Consider the following 19,768-nt stretch of genomic DNA (forward strand, 5'->3'; position numbering starts at 1 on the left):
TTACTGGTCTTACCCAAAGACACGATTTAATTTCCCCCTTTAGGGGTTAGGGGCTTCAACAACTCCATTTCAATACATGCCTGTAAAAATGGTCCGATTGCTTTCAGATCATCATCTCTTCTCGGTTCGTTTACATAATACTCATACGTACCATCACGGTATGGAATACCGCCCAAACCTGCGCCCGCAACTGCCTGTATGAAATGGTACTGACCGTTTGCATCTTTCGTTACAAATTCTTTGATCATACCATTGTATGCTTTTTGTAAAGGAGCATTAAAGCTTGCAGGTAAATATTTCAGTCGTACAGCTTTTGCCAATGCAAATACAAACATGGCTGTACCTGATGATTCGAGATAATTCTTTTCTTTATTTGCTTTGTCTGTTACCTGCCACCACACACCAGTTTTTGCATCTTGGAATTTTACAATAGCTGTCGAGAGTCGATTCAAAATAGTAATCAACTCTTTTCTTCTTGGATGAGTTGCAGGAATAAAATCAAGCACATCCACCAGTGCCATCATATACCAACCCATGCTTCGGCTCCAGAACTCAGGCGATACACCGGTTTGTTTATTCGCCCAACCTTGCAGTTTACTTTCATCCCAACCATGATACAACAAACCTGTTTTCGAATCCCTTCCATATTTCTCCATCCACACAAACTGATTGATAATATCATTAAAATCCCGTGATTGTTTATTTACAACTGCATACTCCGCATAGAATGGTTCGATCATGTACAAACCATCCAACCACATTTGTGATGGATATTTCAGCTTATGCCAAAAGCCGCCGGCTTTGTTGCGTGGCTGTATGCTGATCTGGTCACGCAATGTTTTTGCAGCAATTTTATATTTCTCTTCTTTATACAATTCATGCAATCGCAACAACTGTCTGCCGGGAGGAATATTATCGCTGTTGTATTCATCCATCACATACGTACGGATCTTTCCATCAGCAGTAATAAAATGATCAACGATGTGTTTGGTATAATCAATATAGGTTTGATCGCTGGTCATTTTCCACAAACGTTCAAAGCCGATCAATACAACGCCTATCTCATAATTCCAGTTAGCAGGGCGGTTACCCACTGGTAATTTATCCTGTTCAAGGTGACTTGCATATTTTTTCACCACCATTGAATCTTTGTACTGATTCATAATAGTAGCCGCCATTTGTTTGGGATACTCGATCTGTGCATTTGCATTGAATGCAACAAGTAACAACAGTAAAGCAAGTATTCTTTTCATTTTTGAAACTTTATTTTTATCATAAAGGAATGTCGAAAAATAATTTTCATGTTGCGTTTCTTTCTCCCCCTTCAGGGGGTTGGGGGGCTCTTCTTCTCCAATAGTTCGCTAATAAACTTCCACTGATATTCATCCACGGACTAAATACAGCGGGAGCCAATCCAACCGTTCCCAGCTTACCCATACTTCCTGCAATGCCGCTGGCCATACCGCCGTTTTGCAAACCTACTTCAAAGGCAATGGTTCGGCTCGAATTTTTATCCATCCCAAATAAACGGCTTAGCCAGTAACCAAAGAAATAACCAGCTGCATTATGAATAACAGAAGCAATGAATAAAAGCACACCCACCTTCATCAAATTCTCTCTCCCAGCAGCCGTTGTTACTGTTGTAAAATAAATAATGCCAAACATCGAAATCAACGGCATCATGCTATCAAGTTTTGGAAACCGCAGAGACAGCCAATGATAAACTAAACCGGCAATGACAGCACCGGCAAAGAAACCGGAGAGATTCATGCTTTGTACCAATCCATGGTCAATAACTATTTTTTGAAGAACAAATACAATGGTCAAAATCCATACAGCTGAAATTGCAGCAAGCAGGTATACTTTCTTCTTCTGTTCAGCTGAAGCACGTTTCAGAAAATCATGCAACAGTGCTGCACCAATCGGCACCAGTACAATTTTGATGATCTCCATCATCATATCCACAAATCTTATTTCGATCAATGTGCCTGCCAGTGTTTTCATCAATAAAGGTGTAAGTAATGGAGCAACCAGTGTTGCCATTGCAGTTACAATTACACTCAACACCAAATTCGCTTTCGCCAGGTACACCATTACATTACTTGCCAACCCGCTGCTGCAACTGCCAATTAAAATAATACCTGCTGCAATCTCCGGTTCAAAATGAAATACTTTCGTCAGCAGCAAACCCATCAACGGCATAATGGAGAAATGACAAAACAACCCAACTAATACACCTTTGCCTGTTGATGCTAATCCGCTAAAATCTTTCAGGCTCATATGTGTACCCATCCCAAACATCACCAATTGAATAATGACAAGGATCAATGTTTTATCACGAAGATTAACGCCACCCCAGTTTTTAAACGCTTCCGGGAAAACCATTCCTGCCACCACTGCTGCAATGATCCATGCTGTGTATTGATAACCTTTTAACGACGGCACCGAACCCAACCCGATCGCAAAGAAAACCGCTGTTGCAATTGCAGCAGGTTTGTACAGCGATGCATTCTGCATCACTATACCTGTCAGCAATAACACTGCGGCAACAGCACTAATGATTAAACATATTTTATTAAATTGCTTCATAAGCCCCATCTCCCTTCCTCTTCCCCGGAGGGAAAGAGGCGGTTCTTTAAAATTTTATTCAACATTATATCTACCACTTGATCTTTCTATTTTTTATGCAGCAAATTCAATTAGTTAAAACCTGTTGCAAATACAGAGTGTTTCAAAGTCCCCCTTCGGGGGATTTAGGGGGCTAATATCGTTGCTAAATATTCCATTGCTACCGGTGGGCTTGCGAGTATCGGCACTTTCTTTTCTGCTTCGGTTAATGTGTCCACTACCCTTGCCATGCTTGCCTGCGCCAACACAATTACATCCACTTCATTCGCCAATTGCTTTAATGCGTCTCCTACTTTCTTGTCATGTGTTGCTGCATCGCCGCTCATCAATGCTTCAAATGCGCCTTCGCATAAAACAGATTTCAATTCAATTTCTTTTCCTGCAACTAAAGCTCTTCTTCTCACCAAATCGCTTGTTGGATTTAAAGTGGTTGACAATGTTGCGACCACTCCAATTCGTTTTCCCATCTGCACTGCTTTATCGGCCATTGGCTGATCAACACGTAACACAGGCACTCCGGTTAATGTTGCAGCTGTTTCAACTGCAGGCCCGATTGATGAACAGGTGAATAATATATAATCAGCACCTGCCTCCTGTGCCGATGCGGCATAGTTCACTACTCTTTTCGAAGTATCGGGAGTAAGTTCTCCACGTGCAATGGTGTTCTTGATCAAGCTGTCATCAACTATGTTGAATACTTTTACGTTCGGTAAATATTTCTTACACAACTCTGCAAACACAGGCACTAATGTTGCCGATGTGTGAATCAATCCTAATGTTTTACCCCCACCCCCTGAAGGGGAGTTTGTTGTTTTACTATTTGACATAATTTCTTTTTCTATTTTGTTTACCAACTATATTACTACTGTCATCACCTGTTGTGTCACTCACTTGTACGTCCATTATTTCTATTCATCATTCACCAAGCGTCCCTACGGGATGCAACCGCATTCAACTACCTTTTCTACCCACCAAATGTTCCTACGGAACAAATTCATCATTCACAATTCACCATTGACCATTCACAATTCACCACTACAACTCTCCGTTCAACAACACACCAAAATAATTCTCTCCACCAACCTGTCCGCCTTTAAAGTTTACTTCCAGTCCGTTTATCATTTCATTCCTTGAATACGCTTTGCACAATGGTGCACCACTCACCAACGGAGCAATCATTTCTACTGCATCGATCTCCATGGCTCTTGCAGCATAGCTGCTTGTATCGCCACCGGCTATTACAACACGTTTAACATTTGAATTTATCACTGCTTGTTTTGCAATGTTTCCCAAAGCCCTCCCCAATTTCTCTGATGAAAGATTCTCCAGCTCTTTTGCACCTGTATGAACGATCACATTTTTCTGTTGCAACAATATCCCAACATGCTCAGCAATTGCATCGTCAATTATGCCCTCATTTACAATTCGCACTGCATCAAGCACCACTTCTGCAAAACCATTTGCTTTGGCCCATTCGATCTGTGCAGCACTAACAGGTGAACAACTGCCTGATATCACCAATAGTGATTCTGCTTTACCAGGATGCTTCCATTCAGTTACAGGATTCAATAGTTTCTTTTCATTCCAATAATTACCTAACGCTGCTTCTACACTTGATCCGCCAACACTGAACAAAGTTTTCTCTTGTCCCAGTCCGTTCATCCACTCACCGATCCTGATCAACTGTGATTCATACATTGCATCAACCAATACCACCTCTTCATCAGTTACTGCATCATTCCATTTTTCAATGGGTTGTTCCAGTTGTGAAATATCAATTAATCCAATCTTCTTTGTTGTCTGTTTACCCAAATGCAAACGCAGATCACTTTCATCAGCTGGTGTAACCGGATGTTTACTCATTGATGGATGACGATCCAACCGATAAATTTTCCCGTTACTGCCAATCCCCATTCGTGCAAACAAATTACCAAACACACAATATCTTCCAAGCGATGGTGCGCCACCCAACACAGGGATCAATTTATTCTGGAATACCTCCGCTCCACAATCAATCGCTTTCCCAATACTTCCCACAGCAGGCGATGAATCAAACGTAGAGCACACTTTATAATGCACCTGCTTTGCTCCACTCGCTTTCAACTGTTCAAATGCAGGGATCAAGATCTCTTTCATCTGCCCCTGCGATAATGATCTTGTTTTACCTGCCACGCCAATCACATCAAGCTGCGGAAACTGTTGCAACTGTTCCTCTGTTGGCGGTTCAATAAACAACACAGCTTTTGCACCGGCACGTGTAATAAATTCCAGTGCATCGGTACTACCAGTAAAATCATCGCCATAAAAAGCGAGTAATATGTTTTGTTTGTTATTCACTTCAACTTTATATCAACAACCGCCGTCAGGGTTTGCAACCGCTGACGGGGTTATCCAAATTTTTTCACCGATTCTGCAAACTCAGGATACATCTTCGCTGCATCTTCCAGCGTTAATCCATCAACTGCTGCTTTCCATGCCTGTTGCAATGCAACCACACCTGCTGCTGCTCCCATTGGATGCGCCATAATACCACCACCTGCCATGTATAGCAGATCAACGGTCTTTGTTCTTCGGTATGTTTCAAATGCCTGTCCACCCCATTGGCCCGATGACACAACCGGCAACACTGTTTTATGATCGTACATCTTTGTTAAGCATGCTTCAATCGATGCCACCACACTATCATCACTCTCCCAGAATTTATTCTCTATGCCGTTTACATGCATTTGGTCTGCGCCTGCCAACCGCCATATTTTTTGATAGGCTTTGTAATCAATTCCCAACAACGGATGTCTTGTCATCATTCCCCAGCCATTACGGTGTGCATGAATAGCCAACTGTCGCTGATCCATAATTTTCTTTGCTCCTGCCAAACCAACACTGTTAATACTGATCATGGCGCAAGTGCCACCACTGTTGACGATCTTCTCATAACGCTGCAGCATTTCATCCACTTCACCACTGATATTGAACGCATACATCACTTTCTTACCTGTTTTATCTGCATGTGCATTGATCACTTTCATCACAGCATCAACACGATCATTAAAATTTGAATTGGCAGATGAAGAAAGCAGTTCATCATCTTTTACAAAATCAATTCCTGCTTCGGCTAATGTTTTTACCATTGAAGAAGTTTGTTCAACTGATAAACCAATCGATGGTTTGATGATGGTGCCGATTAACGGACGATCCTGCACGCCTGTTAATTGTCTGCAACCTTCAATACCAAATGCAGGGCCTTTGAATTGTTGGCCGAATGATTCAGGCAATTCAATATCCATCAGCTTCAATCCTGTGAACTGTGTGATCTCGTATAAATTTCCCTGCAGAGTTGAGACCATCACAGGTAGATTGTACCCAAAGTTTTCAATGCTCCATGATACTTTCACAATGGCACGATGATATTTGCCATCCTTGCTTGTTGCACCGGGAATCGCAGGTTCATTCACCGTTTCCAAAACTTCAACCGATTCAACTCTTCCAGCAAAACGTTGTTTCAGTTCTTCGGTTTCGCCGGGCACTGCTACGAATGTTCCTGATGACTGTTCACCTGCCAATACCGAAGCTGCCTTTTCCGGCGCATACGGTGTTTCAATATAATATGTTGCTGTTATCCGTTCCATGTTATCTCATTAAAGGCAACCAAACCGTCATATCCGTTTTTCCACGGTTGGCCCATGCGTAATAAGGAATGAGTTTTATTGTTACCGGTTTCAGTTTTGTATTTACTTCTTTGTACAATGTGTTGTTCCATTGATTCTGTTCAATCAATCTTGCTTCGCCTGTTAAAGCCATCATGTTGCCGTTATCAATTTTCATTGGCACAGGTAGAAGTTTGATGTTGGCAGGAATCACCACATCAAATATTTTTGATTTGGGCAGATCACTCGATTCCAGGCAATATACAATTGGCCCACGTTTCACCGTCACCTGGTTTCTTGTTTCTTCTACCAAAGGATTACTTTCGATAAGAGTTGCAGGCATGTTCATATTCAATTCTATCTTATCCCCCTTCTGCCATTTTCTTCCTGCGATTATATACCCACCTTCTTTATCTTTTACTTTTGGATAAGAACCATTTATGCTGAGAGAATATCCTTTACACCATCCGGGTATTCTTAAAAAGATATTTACAGGCTTGTCTGTTGCTTCTTTGATTGTTATAGTAATCTTTCCATCCCAAGGATAATTTGTTGTTTGCTCCAGCTTGATCTTTGTTCCATCATGCAACTCAGTAGCAAGAGTACTGCCACCGTACATATTTACATACAAGCCTTTTTCACCAATGCTGTATATATAATCACTCACTTCAGCAATAGTGCGAACCACATTCGGCGGGCAGCAATTTGATTTGCTGATGTATGGAATACGTCCACCTTCCCAACGCAAGTGATAAGGATAATCAGCAGTTGATGCCAATGGATTGGTGTAAAAAAAATTTGTACCATCAAGACTTACTCCACTCAGCACACTGTTGTACAAAGCAAGCTCAACAATATCAGCATACTTTGATTCGCCTGCTAGCAAAAACATACGCCAGTTCCACAACACATTACCAATATTGGCACAGGTTTCATTGTGTGCACTAAAGTTTGGCAATTGAAAATCTCTTCCATAACTCTGATGTACTTTTTGTACCGTATCAGGTTTGTAAGCAGTACCATCCACACTCACACCATCATACAATGCACCACAACCACCGGTTACATACATTTTTGTATTGATGACATTGTTCCACATTCTATTCAATGTGTTCATCAACGTAGCATCACCTGTTTCCGCATATACATCGGCCACCCCTGCAAACAAATAATTTGCTCTTACAGCATGGCCCACCACTTTATTCATTTCACGGAACGGTGCACGGTCGCTGTTATCATCTGTACCTTCTACCGTACCACGGATGTTGATGAGATGAATAACAAGATCGAGATATTTTTTATCGTTTGTTGTGCGATACAATTCTGTTAAGCCCATGTAGTGAGAAGGACAAATCGCATTCCTTGCCAATTCAGGAGAGGCTGAACTATAAAAACCAATAAGAAAGTCAGCAGCTTTCTTTGCTATGTTCAGCAGTGTTGTTTTTCCCGTTGCACGATAATGCACACAGGCCGCTGTCATTAAATGACCGAAGTTGTATGCTTCAAAACTCAACTGATCATCAAACATTTTATCCTTTCCTGATTTCTTTTGTTCGATAATGTTCTTGGTGTAGATATAACCATCTTGTTTCTGCGCCTTGCCAATTACATTAATTGCTTCATCCATCCATTTCTCCAGTTGCGGATTTTTAGTTGATGCATACATGGCAGCTACCGCTTCCAGTGTTTTATAAAAATCACCGTCATGAAAAGATGGGCCACGAAAGCGACCGGTATCTAAACCGGCAGCCACTCTGAAATTCTGAAAGGAATAACAGATGTCTTTGCTGGTATAGGTTTGCCAGAGCTGCGGCAGCATCGCATCACGGCAAACAGCAAAACGCTCGGCCCAAAACCTTTCGTCCATTGCACATCACTCATGCCTACGCCGGTAAGCTTTGCATAACTGCTGCCTTGCGTATTGACCAAACTTGTTTGTGCTGAAGTTTGATTGAGCAATAAAACAGTCAGCAACAAAATTGCACTTCGTCTTTTCATCTTACTGCGCTTTATAGTTGATTGTATATTCTGTTCCGGGTTTCACTATGATATCGTACACATCATTTCCGTTTGCAACAGCCGTCACATTGTTGCCTGAAGGTTGTGTTTTACTTTTCAAACGGATGGTTCCTTCACCTGTTGCAGCTTTGATCTTCACTTGCTCTTTACTTACATACAATTCAATTTCACCGTCTGGTGTTGGCACTTTACCCTGTATCCATTCAAGTCCGCCAAGGTTTGATTCAACAAGGTACGCCGCATAACCGGGTGCAGTTGGTTTTACACCGAGATAATATTTACCGAGCAAATACAAAGGACTTGCACCCCAGGCATGACATAAGCTTTTTCCAAACTCCCTGCCATACATCGCATAATGTTCTGCACCTTGTTTTGCAGGATTGTATTCTTCCCAGAAACTTGTTGCACCAAGCTTCAACATGCCACCCCAATAATCCTTCATTTCCTTCAACACATAAGACTGTTCGCCCAAAGCACACAATGCTTCCAGTTCGTAGAAGCGCATATAAGGTGTAGTGATCTTCTGAATATTATTATTCAACAACACAGAAGTTTTTACCTGTTGTTTTTGTTGCTGATTGAAATAATCGAAGAAGATGAAGAACATGTTTGCATAACGTGTTACGTCTTCCGTTTGCTTGCCATCAACACGGCTGTGCACCAATGCTTGTTTCTGATCATTCCAATAAATATCAAAAAGTTTTTTACGCATATCAGCAGCCAACGCATTGTATTCTGTTGCTGCATCTTTATCGTTGGAAATGTTGGCACACAATGCCATTGTCTCCAAACTACGTGCAAGTAACAACTGTTCAAAACTTACTTCGCCTTTTTTGCTAAGGCCTTCAGCCCAATCAATAAAGATCCAGTCGCCAGTCATCCATTCCATCAACCCATCTTTATTTCTTCTTGCCAAAATATAATCCATCAGCGTTTTCATGCGATCATAGTTCTGTGCAATAAAATTTTTATCCCCGGTGTAGAGATAATAATCATAAATGCCGAGGAACCAGTAGAAGGTGTAATCCATGATGGTGTTGATATGGCCAGTTACCGGATCTTTACCACGCAAGGCGTACGTTGTACGTTTTACGGTTTCACTATCGAAGTATAGATAATAGTTCATGAGATAGCTCTGATACGCATCACCACTCCAAATCCAACGGTCACGTTTGATGCCGTCAATGAAAAATTCTCTTGTATTTAATTCAAATGTATATTTCGCTACATCATAAATACGATTGATCTTTTCATCATTACAGGTGAAGCTGCCACGTTCTTTTACATCAGCATATTCATAAAGCATCGAAACAGAATCAAGCGTTACGCCTTCATCGTATTGCACATTTACAAAACGATAGGCTTTCGACAACTTCATGATCTCATTTTTCTTTGCAGGGTTGTCTACATCCACTCTATCCAACGTCTCACAATGTTCAATAGACAATGCTTCTTCCTCTGATTCGCCATAATACACCGATAATTTACCTTTTCCGGCAAGGCCATGCAATTGAATAAAACCAAACGTTTCCTTGCCAAAATCCACCAACATCGATTGCTTGTCTTTTGTAACAGACACTGCTGATTGCTCTTTTGTGGGCAACATAAATTGCGAAGGCAATTGCGTTGGAGAGTTAAAATTCGAACTTCCTGCATTTACCCATCTGGTAGCGGAGATGTCGGATGCTTTTCCTGTTTCATCAATCCATTCTTTGTCTTCAAATGTTACCAACCATGATGCATCAGACGCAATTGTCTTTCCTTTTACAAAAACAGCAGGCACGTTGACCTGGTTAAATACTTTGATGTTGATTTTATGTTTACCAGCAGGAACAGTAATCTGCTTCGGACTACCTTCAAATGCTTTTCCATTAAGCTTTACATTGTATTCTCCTTCCACATAAATATCAACGGTTTCAGGTGCAGGCACATCAAATACTTTATGAAAATCCATCAACACATAATGGTTATCTATTTTCCAGAACACCGGAAAGAAAGTGCCACGTTCGGTACGACGGTTTTGCACTTTATTAGCCAATACAATTTCAAAATCGCCGGGATACCATATCCATGTTGGAGCCGAAGAAGTATTCGGTAAAAAGAGTTAATCATTTGCTTCACGTTAATTGCTTCGCTGTTATCTACTTCGTGTTACTTGCTTACGTTATTTAGACGCTGCCTTAATAATCTAAATATCCTCTCTGTATCTTTCTTTAGTTATTTGTTCTAATGATTTGCCCTGGGTTTTTGGTGTCCAAATCGTTCCAATGATCAGAGCCACAAGCAGCAGCCCGATCATAATGTAGGCTGCAGTGTAAAATCCTTCTCCGTTTTCGCCATAAATATTTACAAAACCAAATCCCCATACCGCCGCAATGCTTCTCACCGCAAAGAACATGATACCCTGAGCAGCCGCCCGGTATTTTGCAGGAAAAAGTTCCGACGCCCAAAGCGCATAAAATGCCTGTACGCTTATTCCTGCATGTATGCCCCAAAGCATAGTGAAAGTCCATAGGGCAAAATGATTTTTTATCCCTATAAAAATAAGGATGCACCAGGCCACAATTCCTATTGATGTGCCGAAAACATAAAGCCATCGTTGATTCACTTTATCAACCAGCATGGCGAAGCCAAAATATGTTACTGCAATAATTATGACCCATTGTACTGCCGTAATCATATTGGCCTCCCCGTTGGAAAGACCACCTGCGGTTTCATAAATATGTTGCTGAAAGAAACCCATTACCGATGCCACCATATTCCAGCTAATGTAAATACCTGCCAGGAAAAGCATGGTTCGGATATTTACTTTGTTGGTAAACAGCGTACCAAAGGATGCAAAAACGCCCGGTTGTTTTTCGTTGGTTTGCAATTTTTTTGCCTCTTCCCAATCTTTTGATTCATTGAGTTTCCGTTGCAATGTCCATGCAATGAATGCTACAACTAACAAAGAAGCAAAAATAATACGGCTGCTAAATACATTGATTGCCTCAACGCTTGCATCGTTACCAACAATGAACGTTGCTATTTTTTGTACGTAACTAAATAAAACACCGGCTGATGCATCAGCTTTGCCGGGAGCAAGGAGCATTCCCAAAAGTAAAATAATCATTGGACCAACACCCCAGGCAAATTGTGAAATACCCATATTCTTACCTCTGTTACCCACTTCCGAATTTTCGGAAATATAAGTCCATGAGGCAGGAACACCCACTCCCACAGAAATACCGGTAACGAGGAAGCCGGTCAACAGCATGGGAAAATTAACGGTGAACATGATAATGATTATACCCAGCATATACAAAAGCATGTTGTAAGTATAAATGGTTTTTCGTCCGTATTTGTCGGCCAGAAAACCACCGAAAATGGCGCCAATTGCTGCACCAAAAGCGTTGGCGCTGATTGCATTCAGCCAACCGAGATGCCCTTCGTTAAGCCCAAGGTAATTTTGCCAAAGAGTTAACCCGCTTGCGCCTGCCACAATTGCGCCGGCATCCAGATAATTTGTAAGCGATACGGCGATCGTACTTTTTAAGCTTCCTTTTTTAAGTTCCATATGTGTATTTAATGTCCGTTAAAAATGATGTAAAGGGATAGTATAACGAGTCCTAATAAAATAAAGAGAATTTTTACCTGCTTATCTGTTTTTGGTATGGGTGCTGTTTCAATAGCTGCCGTTATTTTGTTTTTATCTACTAACGAAATGATGATGGCTGCTACAAACAACACTGCAAATATGTAAAACGAGATAAGGAAATAATGTGGCCACCATGTGTTTTCACCTGTTGCAGCATCGGGTGGCAAGATCCATAAGTTGAGCATACCAACAAGCAAACTAAATGCAGAGCCGGCTGATAAAATTACATTCACTGCAAGTTTGGTGGTGCGCTTCCAGAATACACTCAACAAAAATGTTACAGCTAATGGTGGAGCGAGGTAACCTAAGATCGATTGAAAAATATCGAAGAGTGTTTTGCCTTTTATATTATCAAAAGCAATTGCCATTAACACAGCTAACACGCAACCAGCAATAACGGTATAGCGACCAACATTGATCTGTTGTTTTATTGTTGCCTGCGGATTCATGTTGTTTACATAAATATCTTTTGTAAAAACAGTACTCAATGCATTTAATGACGAACCAATTGTTGCAACCAATACAGCTATCAACACACAAATGACCAAACCATTTAATCCCGAAGGAAATAAATTGGTGACCATGGTCATGGAGGCTAATTTATCATCGGTCAGTTCGGGGTATAATGCAAAACACAAAATGCCGGGCAGAATAAACATGGGCAATGCCAATACTTTTAACCAGCCGATAAAATTTACACCCAACTGTCCCTGCTTTAAATTCTTTGCACCCAACACACTTTGCACCATACTTTGATCGGTACAAAAAAATGCAACAGCAGATACAGGATAACCTAACAACAATGCATGCCATGGATAACCGGGATCGGATGCTGGATGAATTAAATTCCAGAAATGACCAGGTGTTTTATCAATTAAGGCAGTGATGCCTCCAAGTTTTTGCAAACCGATAAACGTTAATGCTAATGAAACAATGATCAATAAGATCATTTGGAACACATTCACTTTTGCAATTGCTTTTAACCCCCCCATGTAAGTGAACAATCCAGAGAATGCAACCAGCACTATTGTTGATTGCCACATCGGTATGCCTAAGATCTGCCGCACTAAAATTCCTCCGCTGAATAAACCAAGACTCAGCCAACTGATCAAAATTTTTATGAGTGCATAGCCAGCTAAAATATCCTGTGTGCTTTTTCCATATCGTTTGCCCATGAACTCGGGCATGGTGCTGACTTTACTTGCAATGTAACGAGGTGCAAATACCATTGCCAGCAACAGCAAAAAAACAAACGCATACCATTCGAAATTTCCACCAACAATACCTGCCGAAAATCCAATGCTTGCAAATGCAAGCAATGAGGATGGGCCAACATTTGTTCCCCACATGTTGAAACCAATGTTGTACCAGTTAAGTGAATTGCCTGCCATGAACAGCGTTTCATCTTTTTCTTATTGCGGAAACTGGCGATATAACCAATGACCAGCAATGCAATGAGATAAATTGCGATGATGGCAAAGTCAAGCGTTGTGAGTTTATTGTAGATTTCGTTCATGAAGCCCCTCCAAACCTCCCCGGAGGGGAGGCTTTCGTTTACGATACTTTAAATAGTTTTATAAATGGCACGCCACAAAGTCCCCCTCCGGGGGATTTAGGGGGCCAAATCATATTGTTTCATTATGTCTGCTATCTTCACCGGCATACCTGTCTTTAAACTTTTATCCATTGCCTGCAACAACGCTACTGTTCCAATACCTTCTTTCATATCGGGATAAGCAGTGAAACCTTGCTCAATAGAATCGGCGAAGTATTCCAAATAGTTTTGATACTCGCCTGCATGATGACTTTGTCCTTCGAAACGGAAATAATATTTTAAGGTAGTATCGCCCCAATGAATAATTTTTTCTTCGCCTGTTTTATCGGTGATAGCATAACGCAGTTCATGATAATCGGCCTGACTTGCACCAATTGTTCCTCTCAAGACACAGCTCATACCACTATCTCTTTTCACCGGTTGTGTTGGGCCGGTGTAACTGCCACTTACTCTTGCAATACGTCCGTCAGTTGATTTGAAGATAAAATGCATCGTGTCTTCATTTTTTAATCCGGCAATTTCCCCATTGCTGCTGATCATACCATAGCCCATCACTTCTTCAATGTTGGGCAAATACCAGCGAATAAAATCAACAGGATGACTTAAACCACCGTACAACCATTTAAATGAATCTTCCAATGCCCATTTCTTTTCGAGGAACCAACGATGATCGGCATTGTAATGACTTTCGATAGTAATGAGTTCGCCAATTTCTCCTGCTTCAAAATCTTTACGTTGACGTTTGTATGGTTCGAAGAAACGGGAGCTTTGTCCAACGAATACTTTTTTGTCGGTTTGTTTTTGCAGTTCAAGTAATTCTTTTGCACGACTTAAATCATCAATGAATGGTTTGGTGCATATCACATGTTTGCCATGCAGCAATGCCTGTTTAATATGATCGGCATGCAAATGATCAGGTGTATAAATAGCAATGATATCGATCTCTGCATCATTCAACAGATCATCGTAGTTGGTTGTATAGTTTGTAAATCCAAATTCTTTACAACGTTGTTTGCACAACTCTTCGTTGCGATCACAAATAGTTTTGAGATGCAGTTTTTTGCTTTGCAATGCAGCAGACATTGTGCTGCGGCCTTCACCTAAACCTAAAATTCCGATTGTCAACATATTTATTTTTTATTACCACCGGATAAATCCGGTGGCTATTCATTCATTACTCATTATTGATCGGACTTAGAAACACCCAAGTCTCACCCGGCTTCGTTCCTTTAATTCCTTCCTGGTATTTTTTCATGATCTTATTCCAATCATCTACTCTTGGGTTGTTGGTAGTTGTTCTTGGATTGAGTTTATCTAAACTCTCCCCTTTTGGAATGCTGATAATCAACATCAACTGCCTTCCATTCCTGAACAACAGCAACTGTTGAAAATCTGCATTGCAAAATCCTTTCGATATCTCCGGCCATTTTTCAAACTGTGTAGCATGATAATCAAGATATTCCTTCTGCAACTTTTCATCAGCAACAAGATTAGCAGTAAGAATAATTTGATCCCATTCTTTTGCTACTGTTTTATCAGTACAATGTTTTTTTCTTGCTGTATTCGTAAAATAGATCGTGATAGACTCTTACTTCAGCTTCGGGAAAATTATTTGCAATGCGTCCCTGCATTACTCCAATGTCTTGCACTTTATCAAAGATGACATAATGATTCTGCCAATGATAAATAGCATTGCTGTCCATATTATTCTTCGCCAGCAGTTCTTTCAACTTGGGTAAGTTCAATTGCATTCCATCTTTCACAACCAATTCAATCACTTCGTTGTGCTCTTCGTTTATGACTCCTGTCTTTGCAGTTTTGTTAGCGGTTAAATATTGAAAGCGTTTTTCCAGTCCCGCATTTTGCTTTACACTGTCGTGCACCTGCGGGCCATTATTGCTCCACACATTACCAGGACCATTGGCATTCTGTAAATATTTTTGTGAAGGAGTCCAATTATTTTTTACACTGAAGTGAGAAGAGCCTTCATCCGTATAAATATAAAACCAGTGTGATGGTAAATGTGCAATGGGCGATTTGTAAATACTGTCGATATAATTTTCTTCAATAACAGAATTAGGTTGTGCACTTAATGTATAAATACCGGCACAATCATAATTCCATTTGCCGTAATGATGAATTTTGTTAGCAACAATCCTGTTACCCTTCATCATATTCTGTTCGGGTGTCCATCCCCAACCTAAGCTGATACCACTGTATGATACGTTTTCAATTTCATTATGACGAATACTTGTTCTGCTCACAAAACCACAGCCAATACCTACTGTGCCCCAGTCTTCATTGGTAGCATTCGTGATAAAATTATTTTCAATAAAAATAACATCGCATTTCTCTCTTTCATCTTTCGAATTAAACGGCAAATGAATTTCTCTTCCTTCATCACCATAATTACCAGCCAGTATGGCTGTGCCGCCAATATCGCTGAACAAATTATTCTTCGTCATGTTATCCTGCACACCCTTTTTCAAATCAATACCTGTTGCAGCCAAGTGAAGAAAAGAGCAGTTCTTAATTCTTGTTCTTACAGCGTAATTCATTTCAACTGCGGCAGCTTGCCTGCCAACCCATGCCTGGTTATCCAACATCGGTTTCTCCTTTGTACCTGCAGGTTTTAATCGGTATGCCTCCGTCATATACAAACCTATCTGGTGCGGCACATGTCCTTGAAGCGACGGACGTAACCATCCTGTATGCTGAAAAGAAATTCCATCAATCACCAGGTTTTTAACCGGGTTATCAATTGTTCCTTCTACGCTGATCAATGTTTCGGTAAATGGCACTATTACTTTTGCGGTTGCTAAATTTTCATTGCTGCGTGGCCAGTAATAAATTTTCTTATTCACTACATCTAAATACCATTCACCAGGTTCATCTAAAAATTGAATGGCATTGGTTAAATAAAAAGCGGAGTTGCCGGTTTCTTTACTCAGCCAGGGCGCAGGCCAGGGATGTTCGTTTTGTATTTTACTTTCCGGCTGATGAAAAAACAATTTAGTACTGTCACCCATCACCTGCACTTTCTTCACCCGCAGGTTGGCAATCTCCCACCATTGATGAATAAATAATTCCAGTTGTCTTGTCTTATCTAAATTGATAAATGGAAGTGTTGGTATCACACAAGCAGCTTCTGCTTTGTTCCAGTTTAAAATGCGAAGCCTGTCCGAATGGCCTGACCGGGCGGGCATCGCCTCTCCGTTGGAAGATTTTGCTCTCACTGCTTTTGCATCGTTCACCCACAGTTGGCGAAAATTAAAATTATTGCCATTTACCTGCGGCACATCGGCCACCCAAATTTGATTTTGAACTTTTTTTTGCAAGCCATTGACAGCGGCTGTTAATTTTTTCCAATTGCTGATTTGTACTCCTCCACTTAAAACAGGTTTTTCATTTGGGGCTGCTTCAATAAAGGTGGAGCTTTCCCGGGTACCATTATCTTCCGGTTTTATGACAATGGTTTCCAGAACCTGATAATTACCACCCCGTAAAATAATATGAATGCCAGCTTTAATACTTTCATCATTCAACCGACGCAGTTCCCTTGCTTTACGTAATGCCATGTTGAGCGTTGCAAATGGCTTGTCTTTTGAACCATCGTTGAAATCGGAACCGTTTGGCGAAACGTAAATATCAACTGCCCATGCAGATAAATTGAGGAAAAGCAATAAAGCCAGCAGGCAAAAAGGCAATCGTTTCATTCGTAACTGTTATACATTCAAGTTAGACTGAAAAACCCAGTAATCAGCCATTAAATGTACCCAAACAGTCCACCCTGAAAAATGTGAGGAATCGCTAAAAAGATGGACAATCTTACTATTTGTGATCGGTAAAACTATTCCTGGAATACCTTCTTCAAATAAGCCGCATTTGCACCATAATTATATTTTGTATCGGATGGTTTCTTTGCATCACGGCTGCGTTCAATCACCAGCCATCCCATCCAGCCAATTTCATCCAGCGTTTTCTTTACTTTATGCATGTCAATCTGCGGATCGTTCTGTAACCACACGCTGTCTTTATTTGTTGCATGTATCATACAGATGCGATCTTTCCCTAATGTTTTTATTTCGGTTATCAAATCTCTTCCTTCTTTCAATGGATTGGAAAAGTTGAAATAGATTTTAATAGCCGGCGAAGCGATTTCTTTCAGCAACTGCACTTCTTCTTTAGCACTTAAAGATGTTTCAATACCAATGACAACACCTGCCTGTTCAGCCAACTTACCCGCCACTTTCAACCGGGCTATCACTGAATCACGTACAGATGGATTCTTTTTGATATCGCATTGAACACCTAATGGAAGAAAAGCCACTTTTACATTCATCAGTTTCATTGTCCTGATGCAATCTTCAATGCTGCGGATATATTCTGTTCTTCCGCAAAATGACTGGGCATAATATCCCGTCATGGCCAAACTGAATATTTCTATTTTATTTTCTTTGGCAGTTTTGATGAATTGATTGCGTACACTGTCAGTTAGTAATTGATTGTCGAATGTTGCACGGGTGCCCAATCCTCCCATGTCCACTTCCACTCCATCTGCTTTCAGTTGAGCAGTTAAAGTAATGGCGCCAAGCTTCTGACGTTTAAGCAACATCAAATCTATCAACCCAATTTTATACCGCTGATTTGTTCTGGCTTTCTCAATTTCATCTGCAAATACTTTTTCTAAGTTTTCAAATCCTTTTACTGCATGTGCAGGAAGATTCTCACCGTTATCACCAAACACATACATATTCTTTTCAGGTTCAATGGTAATTTTTGATTCATCTATTTTACCGGTTACATCCTCGATGGCTTTTAAATTTAAGTTCAGGTATTTTGCCATGAACTCATACACGGCTATGCGTTTACTGATACCAAAATCATGCTTATCATCGGGCAGATGTACATTGCTGACATTCTCTTTCTTTCCGTACCAGCTGTACATCTTTTGCAAATATGGAAAATCATGCTCCGGCATTTTATCTGTCCAGTCGCCACCATCACTTACAAGTAACTGCGGACGGGGTGCTGCCATTGCAGCGATCTCCACATTATCTGTACGGCTTCCACAACTGTGAACATCCATTCCACTTTCGCAGGGACAGCCACCATAGAAGTAGGAAGATATTGCCACAACCGGTGCTGATACTTTAATGCGATTATCCAATGCCGTCATTAATACTGCATGACTTCCTGCACCTGAACCACCCGTTATTGCCACATGGTTTGTATCAGCATCTTTTTGTGCTAACAGGTAATCAAGAATGCGGATACTTCCTAATGCCTGTATCGTCATGGATAAACTTCTGCGGTGATCTTCGAATTTAAACTGAAGCAAAGATTCACCCCATGCAAACAGATCATAACTGAAAGCAATGGCACCCATCTTTGCTAATGCTGCACAACGGTATTGACAATCGGGACGGTAACGTTGTTTTTCCCAATGACCATCGGGGTTTAAGATGACAGGAATCTTTCCTTTATATTTTAATGGTTTGTATAAAGAACCATTGATCCATACACCGGGCAAAATTTCAATGGCGATATTTTCTACTGTATATCCATCATAGATCCGTTTGGGTGTGATGACGGGTTTACTGTTGGGCGTTGCAGGAAGTTTGGATAACAGCAATGCTTCCAGCATACACTGTTTTAAATCCTGTTTCCGTTTTTCCCATTCATCAAGAGTTTTGTATTGTGATGCAATGCGATCAAGTTCTGCCCAGCCTTCTTCTACAGGCCAGCGGTAATATTCATATGCACTGAGTTTGTATTGCTTCTCCTTTTCTTTTTTTACTTTTAATTCAAGCGGCTTCAGAATATTATCCAGTGTTACTTCCACATCGGGACGAAACTTCCACTCTGCATAAGTTACTTTTTTATTTGCCACCATGCTATCAGCATACTTGATGGTAATGCCGTATTTTTTTTGAATATCGTTCAAGACTTCTTTTAATGGCTTACTGTATTGGTTATCGGTATTCAGTTGTGCAGACGAGTTGAACCACAGAAACACAAAGCACAAAAGCCACCCCACCCCCCGAAGGGGGGATTGGCTGAGCACAGCCCTGGCTTGTTGAAAAGAAAAGCAATTCATTAATCTTTTAATTTTCGAAAAGCTAACTATTAACAGCAAACTCTTCGCAAAGCGGGGGATGTGTGCTGTTATCCCCTCTTGGGAGGGGTTGGGGTGGGTTGATGAATTGTGAACAGAACGCACAAGTGTGCGACGCAACAGAAGCATCATAGAAGTATAACTGCCGGGAACAATATCAATTATCC

9 protein-coding genes and 3 pseudogenes are annotated in these 19,768 nt (G+C 40.8%); all 12 read right to left on the reverse strand.

The features are described 5' to 3' along the window. Window positions 1-26 precede the first annotated feature (26 nt). Window positions 27-1,253, reverse strand: coding sequence for a glycoside hydrolase family 88 protein (locus tag IPK31_18595; GenBank protein ID MBK8089765.1), 1,227 nt, complete (start codon window positions 1,251-1,253; stop codon window positions 27-29). A 46-nt stretch (window positions 1,254-1,299) separates the two neighbouring features. After that, complete coding sequence (locus IPK31_18600; protein ID MBK8089766.1) at window positions 1,300-2,589, reverse strand: bile acid:sodium symporter family protein; 1,290 nt, start codon at window positions 2,587-2,589, stop codon at window positions 1,300-1,302. A 164-nt stretch (window positions 2,590-2,753) separates the two neighbouring features. After that, complete coding sequence (locus IPK31_18605; protein ID MBK8089767.1) at window positions 2,754-3,455, reverse strand: Asp/Glu/hydantoin racemase; 702 nt, start codon at window positions 3,453-3,455, stop codon at window positions 2,754-2,756. Window positions 3,456-3,663: 208 nt separating this feature from the next. After that, on the reverse strand, window positions 3,664-4,965 hold the full coding sequence (locus IPK31_18610) for a four-carbon acid sugar kinase family protein (protein MBK8089768.1): 1,302 nt from the start codon (window positions 4,963-4,965) through the stop codon (window positions 3,664-3,666). A gap of 50 nt (window positions 4,966-5,015) precedes the next feature. Continuing rightward, window positions 5,016-6,254 carry a ribulose-bisphosphate carboxylase large subunit family protein gene (locus tag IPK31_18615; GenBank protein MBK8089769.1) on the reverse strand — a complete coding sequence of 413 codons (1,239 nt, stop codon included), beginning with the start codon at window positions 6,252-6,254 and terminating at the stop codon, window positions 5,016-5,018. A 1-nt stretch (window position 6,255) separates the two neighbouring features. After that, a pseudogene (locus IPK31_18620) lies at window positions 6,256-8,270 on the reverse strand (glycoside hydrolase family 127 protein). A gap of 1 nt (window position 8,271) precedes the next feature. Further along, complete coding sequence (locus IPK31_18625; GenBank protein ID MBK8089770.1) at window positions 8,272-10,317, reverse strand: alpha-rhamnosidase; 2,046 nt, start codon at window positions 10,315-10,317, stop codon at window positions 8,272-8,274. A 162-nt stretch (window positions 10,318-10,479) separates the two neighbouring features. Beyond that, on the reverse strand, window positions 10,480-11,847 hold the full coding sequence (locus tag IPK31_18630; GenBank protein ID MBK8089771.1) for an MFS transporter: 1,368 nt from the start codon (window positions 11,845-11,847) through the stop codon (window positions 10,480-10,482). Window positions 11,848-11,855: 8 nt separating this feature from the next. Continuing rightward, window positions 11,856-13,444 (reverse strand): annotated as a pseudogene (locus IPK31_18635) (sodium/solute symporter). Window positions 13,445-13,540: 96 nt separating this feature from the next. Then, window positions 13,541-14,611, reverse strand: a complete 1,071-nt coding sequence (locus tag IPK31_18640) for a Gfo/Idh/MocA family oxidoreductase (GenBank protein ID MBK8089772.1) — start codon at window positions 14,609-14,611, stop codon at window positions 13,541-13,543. A 46-nt stretch (window positions 14,612-14,657) separates the two neighbouring features. Further along, window positions 14,658-17,199: pseudogene (locus tag IPK31_18645) on the reverse strand (L-rhamnose mutarotase). A gap of 134 nt (window positions 17,200-17,333) precedes the next feature. Continuing rightward, window positions 17,334-18,236, reverse strand: a complete 903-nt coding sequence (locus IPK31_18650; GenBank protein MBK8089773.1) for a sugar phosphate isomerase/epimerase — start codon at window positions 18,234-18,236, stop codon at window positions 17,334-17,336. Between the last annotated feature and the right edge of the window lie 1,532 nt (window positions 18,237-19,768).

Source organism: Chitinophagaceae bacterium, from assembly GCA_016713085.1.
In the GTDB taxonomy this organism is placed as follows: Bacteria; Bacteroidota; Bacteroidia; order Chitinophagales; family Chitinophagaceae; genus Lacibacter.